The 17,078-nt window shown below is 47.9% G+C and carries 17 protein-coding genes; 15 read left to right on the top strand and 2 right to left on the bottom strand.

The annotated features are described in order from the left end of the window. Positions 1-177: 177 nt before the first annotated feature. The 10 genes from OXN25_19205 (at position 178) to thrC (ending at position 10,456) form a co-directional block, all read left to right on the top strand. Positions 178-558: a hypothetical protein gene (locus OXN25_19205; protein ID MDE0426986.1), complete on the top strand. Its 381-nt coding sequence runs from the start codon at positions 178-180 to the stop codon at positions 556-558. Between the two features lie 75 nt (positions 559-633). Then, positions 634-1,863, top strand: a complete 1,230-nt coding sequence (locus OXN25_19200; protein ID MDE0426985.1) for a DegT/DnrJ/EryC1/StrS family aminotransferase — start codon at positions 634-636, stop codon at positions 1,861-1,863. A gap of 49 nt (positions 1,864-1,912) precedes the next feature. Continuing rightward, on the top strand, positions 1,913-3,724 hold the full coding sequence (locus OXN25_19195) for a lipase maturation factor family protein (GenBank protein ID MDE0426984.1): 1,812 nt from the start codon (positions 1,913-1,915) through the stop codon (positions 3,722-3,724). Between the two features lie 17 nt (positions 3,725-3,741). Further along, positions 3,742-4,509, top strand: a complete 768-nt coding sequence (locus tag OXN25_19190; GenBank protein ID MDE0426983.1) for an inositol-phosphate phosphatase — start codon at positions 3,742-3,744, stop codon at positions 4,507-4,509. A gap of 96 nt (positions 4,510-4,605) precedes the next feature. Continuing rightward, positions 4,606-5,286, top strand: a complete 681-nt coding sequence (locus OXN25_19185; protein MDE0426982.1) for a cyclase family protein — start codon at positions 4,606-4,608, stop codon at positions 5,284-5,286. Positions 5,287-5,330: 44 nt separating this feature from the next. After that, positions 5,331-6,782: a hypothetical protein gene (locus tag OXN25_19180; GenBank protein ID MDE0426981.1), complete on the top strand. Its 1,452-nt coding sequence runs from the start codon at positions 5,331-5,333 to the stop codon at positions 6,780-6,782. 34 nt (positions 6,783-6,816) lie between these two features. Beyond that, complete coding sequence (locus OXN25_19175) at positions 6,817-7,497, top strand: site-2 protease family protein (GenBank protein MDE0426980.1); 681 nt, start codon at positions 6,817-6,819, stop codon at positions 7,495-7,497. A 135-nt stretch (positions 7,498-7,632) separates the two neighbouring features. Then, positions 7,633-8,478 carry a segregation/condensation protein A gene (locus OXN25_19170; protein MDE0426979.1) on the top strand — a complete coding sequence of 282 codons (846 nt, stop codon included), beginning with the start codon at positions 7,633-7,635 and terminating at the stop codon, positions 8,476-8,478. Positions 8,479-8,489: 11 nt separating this feature from the next. Next, positions 8,490-9,128: an SMC-Scp complex subunit ScpB gene (gene scpB, locus OXN25_19165; protein ID MDE0426978.1), complete on the top strand. Its 639-nt coding sequence runs from the start codon at positions 8,490-8,492 to the stop codon at positions 9,126-9,128. Beyond that, complete coding sequence (thrC, locus tag OXN25_19160) at positions 9,128-10,456, top strand: threonine synthase (protein MDE0426977.1); 1,329 nt, start codon at positions 9,128-9,130, stop codon at positions 10,454-10,456. The genes scpB and thrC overlap by 1 nt, the downstream gene beginning before the upstream one ends. A gap of 83 nt (positions 10,457-10,539) precedes the next feature. On the opposite strand, the gene OXN25_19155 is transcribed toward thrC, so the two are convergent. Beyond that, complete coding sequence (locus OXN25_19155; protein MDE0426976.1) at positions 10,540-11,313, bottom strand: HEPN domain-containing protein; 774 nt, start codon at positions 11,311-11,313, stop codon at positions 10,540-10,542. A gap of 222 nt (positions 11,314-11,535) precedes the next feature. Between OXN25_19155 and xylA the strand changes: the two genes are divergently transcribed. The 5 genes from xylA (at position 11,536) to OXN25_19130 (ending at position 16,345) form a co-directional block, all read left to right on the top strand. Beyond that, positions 11,536-12,705: a xylose isomerase gene (gene xylA / locus OXN25_19150; protein MDE0426975.1), complete on the top strand. Its 1,170-nt coding sequence runs from the start codon at positions 11,536-11,538 to the stop codon at positions 12,703-12,705. 48 nt (positions 12,706-12,753) lie between these two features. Continuing rightward, positions 12,754-14,649, top strand: a complete 1,896-nt coding sequence (locus tag OXN25_19145; protein ID MDE0426974.1) for a carbon starvation protein A — start codon at positions 12,754-12,756, stop codon at positions 14,647-14,649. 63 nt (positions 14,650-14,712) lie between these two features. After that, positions 14,713-15,060, top strand: a complete 348-nt coding sequence (locus tag OXN25_19140) for a hypothetical protein (protein MDE0426973.1) — start codon at positions 14,713-14,715, stop codon at positions 15,058-15,060. Between the two features lie 60 nt (positions 15,061-15,120). Further along, positions 15,121-15,501, top strand: a complete 381-nt coding sequence (locus OXN25_19135) for an HNH endonuclease (GenBank protein MDE0426972.1) — start codon at positions 15,121-15,123, stop codon at positions 15,499-15,501. Between the two features lie 145 nt (positions 15,502-15,646). After that, on the top strand, positions 15,647-16,345 hold the full coding sequence (locus tag OXN25_19130) for a hypothetical protein (protein ID MDE0426971.1): 699 nt from the start codon (positions 15,647-15,649) through the stop codon (positions 16,343-16,345). Here OXN25_19130 and OXN25_19125 read toward each other — a convergent pair. Beyond that, on the bottom strand, positions 16,342-17,055 hold the full coding sequence (locus OXN25_19125) for a class I SAM-dependent methyltransferase (GenBank protein MDE0426970.1): 714 nt from the start codon (positions 17,053-17,055) through the stop codon (positions 16,342-16,344). The two genes, OXN25_19130 and OXN25_19125, sit on opposite strands and share 4 nt — an antisense overlap. Positions 17,056-17,078: the final 23 nt, after the last annotated feature.

Genomic DNA, 17,078 nt, shown 5'->3' with positions numbered 1-17,078 from the left:
TAAGCGACGACTGAGAATATATCAACTCATTTTCTAATTTTGCGTAAGTCCTATTGTATACATTTATCCCCCAATTGTCAAATCCGCCATTTTTTTCTTGCTATTTTTCTGCTTATAATGTAAATTCTGCAATACATTGATAAATACTATTATTGAAGCAATGCGCAGGAAAAAATCATGAAATTTACTGAGAAAAATTACTTATATTTGCTTATCTTCGGAATTACGTTTGTTGGGTGTCTTCTACTGCCAAACTTCAAGGCGAAAACTGAGATATATACTGACACCCAAGTTGCTGAAGCCTTATACGTCACCCCGGAGAGGGAAGACTGGATTGTGATAAATGAAAATGCGTTACCCAATATTCCGGGACGGATTTATGTGCTAAAAACTGAATCACGTGCTGAGATCTGGCACACAAACGCTATAACCCGATCGGAAAACGGAGAACTCTCTGAGAGGCAGAAGTTGAATCTTTTGAATACGGGTGCCGTCCCAAAGGGCTGGGAAGTGGTATATGTGGATGAAGAGGGAAGCCTTATCTCCGCGAAAAGATAGAGATAACCCTTGGGCTGTTCTTCACGACCCGAACTACCGAACTGTCGAACATTAAACAGAAGACTGGAGATTTGCATGTCCAACCAATTAGCAGTTTCAGGTGGCACACCTGTTCGCAATACAGAAATTGACCCTTGGTCGCCCTGGCCCCTCCATACAACAGACGAGTGGGAATCGAAGATCGAACCCTTGCTCAGGGAAGTCTATCTGAGCGGTAACGAAGGGTCTGGCGGCACGATGATTGTGCGTTTTCGAGAGCAATACGCGCAGTATACCGGTACAAATTACGCCCTTTTCATGCCACATGGTACTGACGCAATTAGTGCGGCTTTAGCAGGCGCGCTTGACCTCGACGGATTCAGTGATGGTGGCGAAGTTATCGTGCCGAACTATACATTCGTCGCGACAGCGAGTGCTGTCTTGGAACGTCGATGCACCGTCGTATTTGTAGACATTTCACCAGAGACATTTACGATTGACCCAGAGGCAGTAGCAGCGGCAATTACTTCGGAAACACGCGCGATCCTACCCGTCCACCTCGGTGGTCACCCAGCGGATATGGGCGCGTTACAAGACATTGCGCGCCGCCATGAGCTTGCGATTGTTGAGGATTGTGCACAAGCACACAGTGCGGAATACCAGACGAAGAAGGTCGGTGCCCTCAGCGATGTCGGTGCGTTTAGTTTCCAAGCCTCGAAAAACCTGACCTCCGGCGAAGGCGGGATGGTCACGACTAATGACAAAGACATCCATGACAGGGTTTCTGCTTTTATGAATGTCGGACGTGCCCCGGGTGGCGCGAGATGGGAATATCCAAGACTCGGTTGGAACTATCGTCCATCAGAATACCTCGCGGCAATACTCCTCGTACGGTTGGAACTCTTAGAGGCGCAAACAGACATCCGCAACCGAAACGCTACCTATCTCTCCAACGCTTTAGAAACAATTGAAGGTATCACACCCCCAGAACTCGCCCCATGGGTTACCAAACATGGGTATCATCTCTACTGTCTGAAATACAACCCTGAAGGATTCGGTGGTAAGTCGCGGCAAGCATTTGTCAATGCGCTATCTGCTGAAGGCGTTCCGTGTTCAATCGGTTATCGTTCCCCACTTTCAGAGGAACCCGGTATGGCACACGTTGCGCAGAAATATCCGCGCCTCATTCGGTCGCTGCCCTGTCCAAACGCGGCATCGGTCTGTGAACAGAGCGTCTGGCTTTTCCAAAACCTTCTGCTTGGTTCGGAGGCAGATATGGATCAGATCGTTGAAGCTATCACCAAAATCCACCGGGCATGGAATTGATTTCTCATCTAAGTTGTAAGCGTTGGGCGGACCTCGCCAAAAATTTTTGATGTATTCACACAGCAGCAAACCGCTCCTTGCATACGATAACGACTGCGATTTCTGCCGATATTGGATTGCACAATGGCAACATGTGACGGGTGATCGTGTTGATTATGCCCCGTATCAAGAGGTGGCATCACAATTCCCAGAGATACCAATCTCAGCGTTTGAGAGCTCGGTGCAGCTGATCCAAGAAAACGGAACCGTTCTCAGCGGTGCAGAAGCTGTCCTGCGTGCTTTGAACAGTGGCTTGCTCCTCTGGTGCTATTACCAGCTCCCAGGGTTCGCAAAGGTGTCTGAAACGGTCTACCGCCTTATTGCCCGACACCGTCCCTTCTTTTCAGCAATGACACGCTGGCTCTGGGGAACCCACACCGGAAGAACATCTCTCGGTCTTTCGCGCTGGCTTTTTTTGCGTGCCCTCGGTGGTATCTACCTCATCGCCTTCCTCTCTCTCTGGGTCCAGGTCCATGGGCTTATTGGAAGTAACGGTATTTTACCGGCGGATCAGTTTTTGACGGCAGTGCGTCAACAGGTCGGAACATCAGGCTATCACCTCGTCCCAACGCTATTTTGGTTGAATCCGTCAGACCTCTGTCTTCACCTCTTGTGCGCTGGTGGTGCTGTTCTATCTTTGGTATTAATCGCCGGTTTCTTTCCAACGTGGACCTTAGTCGGTTTATGGGCATTCTATCTGTCGCTGGTGTCAGTCGGGCAAGTTTTTCTGAGCTTCCAGTGGGATGTGCTGCTCTTAGAGGCGGGATTTTTGGCAATCTTTTTCGCGCCGCTTCAAATCCGCGACACACTTTCACGAACTTCCCAACCTTCCAGTGCATTTCTATGGCTCTCACGTTGGCTTTTGTTTCGGTTGATGTTCGCTTCTGGGTTCGTCAAACTTGCCAGTGATGAAGTGTGGCGAAACCTGACTGCCCTTAATTTTCACTATGAAACGCAGCCTTTGCCGACATCAATCGCGTGGTATGTGCATCAGCTCCCCGAATGGTTTCAGAAAGTCTCGGTCCTGGGCATGTTCGCCGTTGAGTTAGTTATTCCGTTTCTGATTTTTGCACCGCGCCGCTTGCGAACTGCCGGATGCATCGGGTTCGTCGGACTACAAGTGTTAATCATCCTGACAGGGAATTACTGCTTTTTCAATCTGCTGACGATTGCGCTGTGTCTCCTGCTTATTGACGACGTGGCGTGGAAAAGGCTTCTACCCAAAAGGTTGATGCCATCTATCCGTTTGCTCGAACAGGCACCCCATAGGTATAGCCGTATCTGTATAGGGGTTGTGGCAGTACTTCTCTTTCTTCTAAGCGGCCTCCGATTCAGCGGGCAACTTTTTAGAGACGGACGGTTGCCAGATGTCGCTTGGATTACACCGTTTCGGAGTGTGAACACCTACGGACTTTTTGCGGATATGACGGAGTCGCGCCCAGAAATTATTGTTGAAGGTAGCAATGACCGGATAACATGGAAAGCTTATGAATTTCGATGGAAACCGGGGGACCTGACAAACGCGCCGAAATGGGTTGCCCCACACCAACCACGCTTAGATTGGCAGATGTGGTTCGCTGCACTTCAAGGGGACTACCAGAATACGTATTGGTTTCTCAATTTTATGGGATCGTTGTTGCGCGGAAATCCAGAGGTGCTAAAGTTATTAGCAGAAAACCCGTTCCCCGACACGCCACCCCGTTATGTTCGGGCGACCCTTTACAATTATCACTTTACTGACCTTGCCACAAAACGTTCGGACGGGACGTGGTGGGACCGCGAATGGAGCCGGATTTATTGTCCGGCAATTTCACTTCGTTAAACCAGACAGGAGAATCTATGCCCAGTCAATTTTTAACCGTTGCATTAGAAGCCGCGAAAAACGCTGAAGAGATAATCACCTCTTACTACACTGGCGATATAAAAGTCGAACTGAAAGACGATGAAACACCCGTCACCCACGCCGATAGGGGTGCCGAAAAAGTCATCCGTGAAACCATCAAACGGGCGTTTCCTGACCACGGTTTTCTCGGTGAAGAATACGGAACACAAGAAGGCACATCACCCTACCTCTGGATTATTGATCCAATTGATGCGACTAAGAATTATATCCGAAAAATCCCGATCTTCGGGACCCAAATTGCGCTGATGAAAGGTGAGGAACTTATTCTGGGTGTCTCCAATGCTCCCCTTTTGAACGAGCTCCTCTATGCCGAGACCGGCGGCGGTGCCTTTCTAAATGGTGAACCGATTCAGGTGTCCGATGTAACACAACCCGAAGACGCAATGATCTGCCACGGTGGATTGAGATGGTTTACAGAGAAAGGCACTTTCCCGGGTGCTTACAACCTTATCAACGCCGCGGCACGTTCGAGAGGATTCGGCGATTTCTATATGTATCACCTCGTGGCTTCCGCGAGGGCAGACGTTGTTATTGAAGCAGCGATTAGCGTCTGGGACATCGCTGCTATCACTGTTATCGTCCGAGAAGCCGGTGGGAAGGTAACAGACATACAGGGGCAGCCTGTTACGAAAGACACTGCGTCTCTCATAGCGACGAATGGGGGCTTGCACAGTACGGTTTTGAACTATTTTCAGAGTGCTTGATTTCTGATTTACTTGAACATTTCAAGGAGATGTGTTATACTACATAGCATAGATTTGCAAAAGTAAAAGGTTTGTAGGAAGGAAAGAAAAAATAAAATGCATCTTGACTTTGAAAATGTGCTGGATCTCTCCTATGTGGTTGATGAAGATAGCCCGCGTGAACTGCCGATTGATCCGGCGAAAATATACGATCAGGCGACGTTAGAAAAAGATGGCTACTTTGAAAGCCGCGTTGATATGTCAGGACACTACTCCACGCACATGGATGCGCCTTGTCTCATGTATCCCGGTGGAGCGACCATCGCCGAAATTCCAAAAGAGAAACTGACAGGACACGCCGTGTTGATGGACTATTCCGCGATTAAGAAACCGAACGACGCTGTGACCGCTGAAGATGTTAAAGCGTGGGTAACTGAAAACGGCGAAATTCCAGCGGACAGTATCGTTTTCATGAGAACAGGGATGGACAGATTCGTCTATCAGGACAACTTCAATCGGGAGTGGATCGGTTTCAGTGAGGATGCCGCTGAGCTGCTCGTCGAAAAGGGCATAAAGGTCATAGGAACAGATGCGTGTAGCATTGATTCAGTTGCCGGACACCCACCGTTGCACGACGGCTTACCGCCTGCACACCTCGTCTTCTTGGGTGCGGGTATCCCACACGTTGAAGATCTGTGCAATTTAAGTCAGTTGCCGACGCATTTCTATGTAGTCATTGCCCCGTTAAAGTTGGCACAGAGTTCCGGTGCCCCGACCCGGGTCTTTGCTTTCGTATAAGTATCGTCCCAGACAAACAGTAGAGAATCCATCCACGAAGAAAAATGATGCCCAATATTCCTGAACCGATTCTAAATCTGCTGAAGGAAATCGGCGAAGTCGGTGGAAAAGGCACTTACATCGTCGGCGGGTTCGTCCGTGACCTTCTGCTCAAACGACCGAACCTCGACATCGACATCGTTGTGGAAACGGATGCAATGCCAGTCGCAAAAACGATGCAGGATCGGTGGAACGGGAAATTGCACGTGCATCCGCAATTCGGCACTGCAACTGTCACGCCAGCGAACCCTAATCTGCCCAAAATAGACTTCGTCACGGCACGTCGTGAAACTTACGAAACTGCAGGAGCGTTACCTATAGTAGCACATGGAACTCTCACGGATGACCTGCATCGGCGGGATTTCACGATAAACGCATTAGCAATGCGTTTAGATAAGAGTGCTTTCGGGACTATTGTTGATAACACAAGCGGACTCGAAGACCTTGAGAAAGGTATCATCCAGGTTCTACACGCGCGAAGCTTTACGGACGATCCGACGCGTATTTTCCGCGCCTGTCGGTATACTGGACGTTATAACTTTCGTATTGCTGAGACGGATGTGGATCTAATCCGGGCGGCATTCCCTGTACTTGCAGAACTGAGTGGTGAACGGATTCGGAATGAAATTGATAGGGTCCTTTTGGAGGAGAATGCTCCGCGAATTGTGCAACAACTCGCAGAATTTGACGTATATGATATAGTCCGCACAGGATGGCAGATTTCACCAAATTTTGGGACTGATTTCCAAACGGCGCAACGGGCAATCGCTTGGGCATCAGAGCATCTTACGGATGACGAATTTCGGTCTGAACTTGTCCGTTGGATGGCATTTTTTGGATCGCATACGCCAGTCTATCAGATTGAGGCACTGAGTTTTAGGCTTGTATTAACGCATCAACTGCGGCGGTTGGTAAGCCCTGCACAGGCGGAGAACCATCGCGTTTCACTTGAGAAGGTGACACACGCTGTTTTTGAAAAACTCGGATTTCCGTTGTCGCAGGACGTTTCAATTGAATGCCAAAATGGAAAATGGCTCATCGTTGATGCAGACGTTTCAACAGGGATAGGAACAACTTACGTCTGCGGAGAAAGCAGTCTATTTCAGGTAGAAACGCCGCTCACTGCTTATAATCAATTAAAAAAAGGACTTGGCGCACTAAAGAAGCGAGTGAAACCGAGCGAAATTTACCAATTGCTTAAACCGTATCCACTTGAGGCGTTAGTTCTGGGGGCTGAAGATGAAACAGCCCCGCAATGGAAACGCGAAAAAATAAGAGGCTACCTCCTTGCGCTGCGCAAGGTTCAACCCTTGATTACAGGGAAAGATTTAATTCAATTGGGAAAAAAGCCGAGTCGTGCGTTTAAAACGCAACTTTGGGAACTATTTGCCGCACAATTAGACGGAGAAATTAATAAAAAAGAGGAGGCGTATTCCCGCTTACGGACTTTTGTATAGCAAGATTTGACTTGCAAGCGGCACCAAATAGACAATGTCTAATTTCGATCCTTTTGCAGCAATCCTTATAGTTACACAATTCATCATACTGTTAACCTTTCATGAATGGGGACATGCGAAGTCAGCGGATATGTTAGGGGACCCAACGGCGAAGAATCAGGGACGAATGTCGCTGAATCCGGGGGTCCACATTGACATCATCGGTACGGTGATACTCCCGCTACTCGGTACACTCTTTGGCGGTGCTTTCTTTGGGTGGGCAAAACCGGTGCCGGTCAACCCGTTCAATCTGAAGAACCCGCGCCGAGATCTGATGCTAATCGCAGCGGCGGGACCTTTCATGAATATCCTGCTCACTTTCGTCATTTTGGGAGGACTTAGGATCGTATTGGAATTTACAGACTTCAGTCCGCGGAGCTCACTGCTGCACGCTGAAATAAATAGGCAAGTCATTCGGATGGCACTCATTAGCGTGTTTCTCGCAGCGTTTAATATGCTGCCGCTCTTTCCACTGGACGGTTTTAGCGTTGTTCGAGGTTTGCTTCCGGAAGATGCTGCACGTCAATTTGAAAAGTTAATGCCCTACGGTATGCCAATTTTGATGTGTCTGATCTTTATGCCATATTTCCTCCCTATACTCAACATATTCGGATTCTTGAGTGACATTAGTTATGCGATATTCGATTTAATAGCAACAATTGTCGGCTTACGCTGAAAAATAAATTGTTTTATACTCAGCAAGTTTCAATATTAAAGGATCAGTTGGAAGTATGGAAGTTGGGAAGATATTGCTTAAACTTCGATATGGAAAATTTGTAAGTTAGGTCCTATAATCCTGAAAGTAGCATAGATGTTACCTGAAACAATCCAAACACCTGAAAGCCAAGACCTCGATACTGTGTCCCCGATGTATTCTATCAAATTAGAGGGATTCGAGGGACCGTTAGATCTGCTGCTCCATCTCATTGAAAAAGAGGAGATGGATATTTATGACATTCAGATCTCACAAATCACAGAGCGGTATCTGGAATACATCAATTTAATGGAGCAGTTGGACTTGGATGTCGCATCTGAATTTTTGGTGATGGCGGCAACGCTGCTTCATATCAAATCACAGAGCATCCTTCCGCAGCTCACCCCAGACGCTGAATATACACTTGGGGATCAGGCAGAACTTGTCCGACAGCTCTTAGAATACAAGCGGTTTAAAGAGGCAGCACAGGCGTTGGATGTTTACGCTGAACGGCGCACGTTGCTCTATAGCAGAAGTCCGAAACTGCACGCCGATTTAGATGGTACCCGTGAGTTTGAAATTAAAGCGACCCTCTTTGATTTACTCTCTGCTTTCAAGAATATCAACGACCGTGCTGCAGAGATAGATACCGAAGAGATGTACGAAACGGTCGAAGAAGAGACAATCACCGTTGAGGATAAAATCGCTTTCATTGACAGACAGTTGATAAACGAAAACCAATTGCTTTTTGAAGATTTATTTCCGCTATCTTCAAGCAAGTTGGATCGGATTGTCACATTTCTTGCTATTTTAGAACTGATCCGGATTGGGAAAATTGTCACTGTCCAAACCGATCATTTTGAGAGTATCTATATCGTTAAACAGGAGGAGGAGACAACCGATCACGAGATTGCGCTGCCTCCGCCCGTAGAAACGCCTCACTCAGAAGAGCAAGGCTATTAGGAACTTAGTTTATGGATTCTGAATACGTTACCCTCGTGGAACCAATAGATGACCCGGCTTCAATGTCGGAGCAAGCATTGAAATCGGTTTTGGAAGCGATTTTGTTCGCTGCCAGTGAACCGATTTCGCTGAAACAGTTTCAGGCAGTACTGTCGGGGTTAGATGTTCGCATTATCCGAAAAGTGCTTGATACCCTCCGTGACGACTATCAAGAGATGGGACGCAGTTTCCATCTCGCTGAAATTGCGAACGGGTATCAAATTTGTACACGTCCTCAATATTCAGCGTGGATTCAGAAGTTTTATACCCAGCAAGTTCGCGTCACGCTATCCCCGCCAGCATTAGAAACGCTTGCGATTGTTGCTTACAAACAACCTGTCACGCGTGCCGATGTGGCTGCGATTCGAGGCGTAAACAGCGACAGTGTCCTTAATTCACTTATTGAGAAAGGGCTTGTCTCTATTGCTGGCAGAAAGGCTGGCCGTTCTCTCCTTTTCTCAACGACCGATGAGTTCCTTCAACAATTCGGATTGAAGGATGCCTCTGAACTCCCTTCACTTGATGAGATTGATGAACTCCTTAGCGCGCCTAACGGGAGCGAATCCCCACAAGAACTGCCCGCAGCTGTTATGGAGGAAAGTACAGCGTAATGGACTACAATGCCTGGTTTCAGTGCAGTGAAGGATGCGGTGAAACCTATTCACTCACAGAAATTATCTATCGGTGCAAAAATTGCAACGGCTTGTTAGAGGTGCGGCACGATTTGGATGCGCTGAAACAACGCAGTGCTGCAGATTGGAAATCCCTTTTTGAGAAGCGTTACATGCGGACACAATATCCGTATGGTAGCGGTGTTTGGGGAAAAAAGGAACTTGTCTGCCCGAATGTTGACGACGATAACGTCATCTCCATGTATGAGGGTGGGACGAATCTGTTCTGGGCAGAACGTTTCGGTGAACAACTTAGTTTGCATGACCTTTGGATTAAGCAGTGCGGTAACAGTCATACTGGCTCTTTTAAAGACCTTGGAATGACTGTTCTCGTCTCAATGGTTAAACAGATTATTGCTGAATCTGGGAACATTCGTGCTGTTATGTGCGCATCTACAGGTGACACTTCCGCCTCACTCGCAGCGTACGCATCTGCAGCTGGTATTCCCGCAGTTATTCTCCTACCCAAAGCCAAAGTTACCCGTGAACAACTCATCCAACCTATTGCTAACGGTGCCCTAACACTCTCGTTAGAGACAGATTTCGATGGCTGTATGGCGATTGTACAACAACTCGCTGCCCGTAAAGACTTCTACCTCGCGAATTCAATTAACTCCATCCGAATTGAGGGGCAAAAAACGATTAGTATCGAAATCGTGCAGCAGTTCAATTGGGAGGTCCCCGATTGGATTATTATTCCGGGTGGCAACCTCGGCAACGTCTCGGCACTTGGATTAGGTTTCCTCATGATGTTGGAACTTGGTATCATCGATAAACTCCCACGCATCGCTTGTGCGCAAGCCGAACGTGCAAACCCACTCTACCGAAGTTACCAAACCGGTTTCACGGAATTTCGCTCCATTACAGCACAATCTACGCAAGCGACGGCAATTCAGATTGGAAACCCGGTCTCAATTCACCGTGCCATCCGAACCTTGAAACGGTTTGATGGGATCGTTGACCAAGCGACAGAAACGGAATTGGCGGATGCGGCGGCGAGAGCGGATAGAACCGGACTGTTCAATTGCCCACATACGGGTGTCGCGTTGGCTGTGCTGATAAAAATGATTGAACGCCAGCAAATCCTTCCAGATGACAGGGTCATCGTAATCTCTACAGCAAACGGTCTCAAATTTCCAGATTTCAAAGTAGCGTATCACAATGTTGCCCCGGGTGAACCGCCTCCCCGCTACTTGAACGCGCCAGTAGAGTTAGAAGCAGACTATGAGACAGTCTTGAAGCAGATTGGCGCGCACCTTGACGCATAACACACCAGTCTTTATCAGGAACACCCGCAACTTCAGTCGTTAGGACGGACGCATAAAAGTTTGTGAGGTGAGTAGTGTACTGCTTATTTACCGTTGTCTGTTGACAATTTCAGCGAGGCCCGAACGGCTTGCCGCACCGCACCGCATATCCGCATGGCGTGTTGCGTATCGTCAGCAGTCGCCGAATCACCGGGATAGCGGGAGTCCACCGCATACTCGGTTATTCTCTTAAAATCAGGCTGCCACTGTGCCCAAGCAGGTAGCGTCGGTTCAATCAACGCCAGCAATTCTTCAAGGTCATGCGTCCTTGGGACGGGAACGTCTGCCTCCTGAAGCCATGCCTTGAGATATTTTTCAATACACTGTTGGGCATGGAAACAGATAGAATTGTGAAATGGACGGGATGCCTGTCGCGCCAGTTCTGCTATACTATAATCTTCTTCAGCCTTCTCTACCCACTCCAGCGCCAACGGATTCATGCGGTCCTGCTCCTTCTTGACAGCGTTTGACGTGCTTCGCCGGTTCCCTCTATTGTAATCCGCATCGGATCCGTAGAGAAAATCACCTTTTTCAGTAATCTCTCGAAGGAACCAATCGTTATACGAGACGCGAGACGCGATTTCTTCCGGTGAACGCACCAAAAGATCCAAACTGAAACGGTCAGGAATACGTTGCCGGATTTCCACAGCCTTGTTGCGAAATTCCGATTTAGGAATATCCATGACAACAAGTATATCCACATCCGAGTTTTCGGTAGGTGTGCCGTAGGCATAGGAACCGAAGAGAATCACTTGTAGGGGCGTAAATTCGCGCACGATGTCGTCGCATGTCGCTTGGATATCTTCCCGGGTAACCATGCGTGCGTTCTCCTTTATCGAACTCATATTAGAGTTTAGCATAGGTTCGGGTGCAGGGACAAGTTATTTTTCTCCATTGTGGTTAGGATCCTTTTTTTTAATTTACCATAAACGATCCAGAGCAAACAACGATAAGAATTTGCAACAAAGATACCAAATATGGTATAATTTAAATGTTGGCTTATAACTTCGCCAAAATTAACAAACAACAGGAGTGAATGCATGTCAGAACAGTATCAGCCTAAGCCTGAGCATAAGTTCACCTTTGGATTGTGGACGGTGGGTAACCCCGGACGCGACCCCTTTGGTGATGTCGTCAGGCCCCCCTTGAAACCTACCTACACTGTCCAAAAATTAAGCGAGCTGGGCGCTTATGGGGTCAATCTGCACGATAACGACCTCGTTCCCTTTGATGCCTCAGCCGTTGAACGTGATAAAATCGTTAGCGAATTCAAACAAGCACTCACTGACCATGGCATGAAAGTGCCGATGGCTACAACAAATCTCTTTTACCATCCAATCTTCAAAGACGGCGCGTTTACCTCTAATGACCCGAAGGTGCGGGCGTTTGCCATCCAGAAGACTCTGAACGCCATTGATCTCGGTGTAGAACTCGGCGCAACGGTTTATGTGTTTTGGGGTGGACGTGAAGGCGCGGAAGTGGACGCTGCTAAGAACGGCCCCGATACTGTCAAGTGGAACCGTGAGGCGATGAACTACTTCACGCACTACGTTAAAGACCAAGGCTACGACCTTTGTTTCGCCTTGGAAGCGAAGCCAAACGAACCGCGCGGCGACATCTATCTACCGACGACCGGCCACATGCTTCACTTCATCGAAACGCTCGATCACCCCGAAATGGTCGGTGTTAATCCCGAATTCGCACATGAAACGATGGCAGGTCTGAGTTTCCTACATGGTGTCGCGCAGGCATACGAATCTGGGAAACTTTTTCATATCGATCTGAATGACCAAAAGATGAGTCGTTTCGATCAGGATTTGCGGTTCGGTTCCGAGAACATTAAAGGTGCGTTTTTCCTCGTCAAATTCCTCGAAGATGTTAACTGGGACGGGAACCGACACTTCGACGCGCATGCTTATCGAACTGAAGATGAACAAGGGGTTTGGGACTTCGCTGCTGGCTGTATGCGGAGTTATCTCATACTCAAAGAGAAAGCCCATCGATTCAATGAAGACGCTGAGATTCAAGGGATCCTCGCTGAACTGCATGCCCGCGATGTCGAACTTGAAGCACTCATGGCACACTACACCGCTGAGAGCGTCGGCAAATTGAGGAAGATAGACTTTGAACCTGACACCCTTGCCCAGAAAGGTCTTGGATACGAGAAGTTGGATCAACTCACATTCGAGATACTCACCGGTATCAGATAAACGAAGTCAGTTGGCAAGCACAACTCTGAAAAAGTTGGAGCTGCGCTCATGAATACACTGATAATTGCGGTCTTGAGTTTTATTGGCTTCATCGTCGCCTATCATACTTATGGCAAATGGTTGGCGAGAAAAATTTTCGGCTTGGACGCGAAAGCAACGGTGCCGAGTCAAGAATTACGAGACGATGTAGACTACATTCCCACGAAAAAAGAGATTATCTTTGGACATCACTTTACCAGCATTGCGGGTACGGGTCCGATTGTGGGTCCGGCGATTGCTGTTTTTTGGGGGTGGTTGCCAGCGTTGCTCTGGGTTGTTCTCGGTTCGGTGTTTATTGGTGCTGTTCACGACTTTGGTGCACTTGTTGTCTCACTGCGGAATCGGGGGCAGAGCGTCGGCGAAGTTGCGGGCAGAATGATTGGTCCGCGGGCCAAATTTCTCTTTCTTTTTGTCCTCTTTATGGGTTTGACCATCGTCCTCGCTGTCTTCGGTTTGGTCATTGCCCTTATTTTTTCCTACTATCCTGAATCTGTCCTCTCCGTTTGGATAGAAATTCCGCTTGCCGTCGCTATCGGTCTCTGGATCTATCGTCGAGGCGGTAACATCCTCGTGCCATCCATTATTGCCCTCGGCATCATGTATATCGGCATGGCAGTTGGTGCTTACCTCCTACCGATTGACTTGGGACATTGGTTCGGCATCCCGCTCCTCGGACAAACCTATTTGAACGTCGTTGTCATCTGGACACTGGTGCTCTTTGTCTACTGCTTCATTGCCTCAGTGTTGCCTGTCTGGACACTCCTGCAACCGAGAGATTTCATCAATAGCCACGAGTTGGTATTGGCACTGCTGCTACTTATACTCGGACTTGCTGTCGCTGGATTCACGGGCAGCGCAGATTTAGTGGCATCCGCACCGGCTGTCGCCTCCGACATTCCACCCGACGCACCACCGATCTGGCCCTTCCTTTTCATTACCATTGCGTGTGGTGCTGTTAGCGGTTTCCACTGCATGGTGAGTTCCGGTACGTCGAGCAAACAGGTAGCGTCTGAAGGCGACGCACAATACGTCGGCTATGGTGCGATGCTGCTTGAAGGGGGTCTTGCTGTTATTGTTATCCTCGCCTGCTGTGCTGGTATCGGTATGGGAATTTTCAATCGGACTGGCACTGGTGCAAACTATACATTCCAACCCATTGTTAAGGCAGAAAGCGCAGCCCCGCTTGCCAATCAAGAGGCGTGGAAAACCCGTTACGCGACAAGCACGGTGGTAACAAACCCTGATGGCACAACGCGGGTCGTTGGTGGTTGGGCAAGCCATACTCTCAAGGCAAAGGTGAGTGCATTTGTTGACGGAGGTGGAAACTTTCTCGCATCCCTTGGGATTCCACTTAAGATGAGCATTTCGATTATGGCGGTACTTGTTGCGAGTTTCGCGGCAACAACGCTCGATACAGCGACGCGATTGCAACGCTATGTCATCCACGAACTGGCACAAACTGTTAACATCAAACCGTTGACAAATCGTTATATCGCAACTGCGTTTGCGTTAGTGCTCGCTGCTGCTGTCGCCTTGCTACAGGGGGCGGGTGGACCTGGGAGTGGTGGATTGACGCTCTGGCCCCTTTTCGGAGCGACGAATCAACTCTTAGCGGGATTAGCGTTTATGGTCATCGTTTTTTATCTCCTGCGTCGCGATAAGCCTATCTGGTTCGCATTTCTCCCGATGCTTGTCATGCTCGTTATGCCAGCGTGGGCAATGCTCCATCAGATGTTCAACCCAGAGACGGGCTGGCTCTTCACTGGTCAATATCTACTCTTCGGATTCGGTGTCGCTGTTGAAGTGTTGCAGATATGGATGGTTGCTGAAGGGGTCATTGCATGGCGAAACGCGCGTGGGAATTACCCAGAACTTCCGCCATTGGAAACCGTCGCTGCTGATTAAAAGGCACAGATTCAAGACGCTAAAAACCGCTCCTGGACTCACCATACATAGGAAAATAGAACGATGAAAAACAGACAGCATAGATTAGAACGACTCCGACTTCGGGAGGCAGAAGGTAGCTTGACTGAAGAAGAACGGACAGAACTTTTAGCCATCTTCGCTGAGTTAGATGCGGAGGAAGCAGAGGCATTGAAACCAGGAAAAGAAAAAAGCCAAAAGCTGCAGGTAGAAAAAGCGGAACTTGAAGAGATGGCTTCGCAATTGCAAGATATTGTTACTGAGCATAAGCGACTGCTAACCGATGCCCGCGCATATCTGACGCAACTCCAATCAAAACGCGAATTACTTGCCGATAAGTATCATCGCCTCACCGGCCAAAACCTTTCTAAAACACACGTTGAAACAAAGTGACAGAATGGATGCATCACAGCAAGAGAGGATTCGTCAGCGTTATGTATACAGTTGCGGATATTGTGGTGTTCACGAATCGGACGTTGGGCAACGCTGACAGTAGACCATTACCATCCAACAATCCACGGCGGCACAAACGATGATGAAAATCTCGTTTACTGTTGTCCCCGATGTAACGAACACAAAGGGGCATATTGGCACGAAGTTCAAATTCCACACCTTCGCTTACTTCATCCACTTGAAGACAACCTAACTTTGCATCTTCGTGAACAGCAGAACGCGGAACTCATTGGAGAAACTCCTGAAGGGGCGTTTTACATTCAACGCTTACGTTTGAATCGTCCTCAACTTATTGAACACCGTCGTCGTAAACATGCAGATCAAAAAAGAATGAAGTCAAGATGCTGCGTCAACAGATATCCGATTTACAACAAGAGTTAGTCGAATTAAACTCATCTCTTCGAGAAATACTGACCGAAATCGATCAAGAAACCACATAAACGCAGCAAAATTTGGGCTATAGTTTGTGCTGATTAAAAGTGGGGTATAACCCATACTTTTTTGGCGTTTGGCGGAGGGAATACAGATGCAAGAAACCTTAGAAAAACAGACAAAAACTGGTGAAATTCATAACTATCCCTTTGATGCAGAAATCTTCCGAAGAACGTTCAACGGGTACGCTCGGAAATATGAAACCTTCCTTATGATTTTATGGCTTGTCGTTAGCTCGCCGTTCATCGCTTATGGGATCGCATGGTATTTAGATCAGGCAAAAGTCGACATCACGGGTTTCTTAAACGTCTGGCATGCCTTAGGCCTCTCTAATATCAGTTACGAATTAATCTCATCAGGAATGATTTCGTTTGGAAATTTGTCTTGTGGTGTGATTTCCATTGGTGTATGGGGATCTTGTGGTGTAATTTCGATTGGTTGCTGGGGATCTTGTGGCATCATTTCGATAGGTCTCTGGGGATCTTGCGGGGTAATTTCCATAAGTCCCGGGTTCTCTGCTGGCGTCATTTCACTCAGCTCGACCTATACGTGCGGACTCATTGCTATCGCTCCGGGCATGAAAAAACCTTTTGTAGCAGATGAATACCTCCATGGGAAAGCCTGGGGAGTTATCGCGAGCGGACGACAGGCACGAGGGGTCTATGCCCTGTCTTACGATGAAAAAAGTGAAGGGACTTATCAGTTTTCACCGAAACGTCAGGATCCAGAGGCTGTGGTGCTTTTTACTCAATGGTTCCGAAAGTTCAAGGATACCTTTGTTTTATCTTCCTAACCTAATTCATTCCTCTGCAACACACACCGAACTTGCTCATTTTCTACAGAAGAATTGAGTAGTCGAAATGGTGATTCTTCCAACTCGGCTTTGAGATCATCTGAAAAGAAATAGTGCACGTAAATCGGTTGTTCTTCTAACCAAAAATTATCACCTTTTTCTAACGTCTCATAGTTTGAAGCAAATTGGTTATAATTCTCATCATACGTTGGCTCGTAACTGTCAACAAGACCATCAAGGACCGAATTAGACAGAAACAGTTGCCCCTTGGGATAGAGTATCCGTGCGACTTCTTCTAAAAACGCAATCCGTGCTGCACGATGTGGGATATAACAGTAGACGTTCCCCATAAAAGCCGCTGCAAAAGACGCATCGGGAAACGGGAGTGTCGATGGTTCGCAATGTAGAAATGTTATGTCAATGCTCTCTTTTTCAGCAATCCGTTGTGCCTGTGCTATCTGTTTCTCGGCAACATCTATACCGGTGACGGCGTATCCGAGTTTCGCAAGGGCAAGGCATAACCGTCCAGACGCACAACCGATGTCAAGCAGGCGGCTGCCTTCTGGGAACTTCTCAACAAACGCCTGCTCATGCTCTCCCAAACCGTATTCTGCCTCCTCTTTACGACGGTCAAGCTCATCGGTTTGGTTGTATTTTTCTCTTATGGAGTCCAGTAATTTTTGAGATTCTTGTGATTTTTTGCTTTGCATGCGGAACTCTTGTAAGTGTAAGA

It is taken from the genome of Candidatus Poribacteria bacterium (genome assembly GCA_028820845.1).
GTDB lineage: Bacteria > Poribacteria > WGA-4E > WGA-4E > WGA-3G > WGA-3G.
Note: the sequence above shows the minus strand (reverse complement) of the source record. Positions and strands in the feature narration are given on the sequence as shown.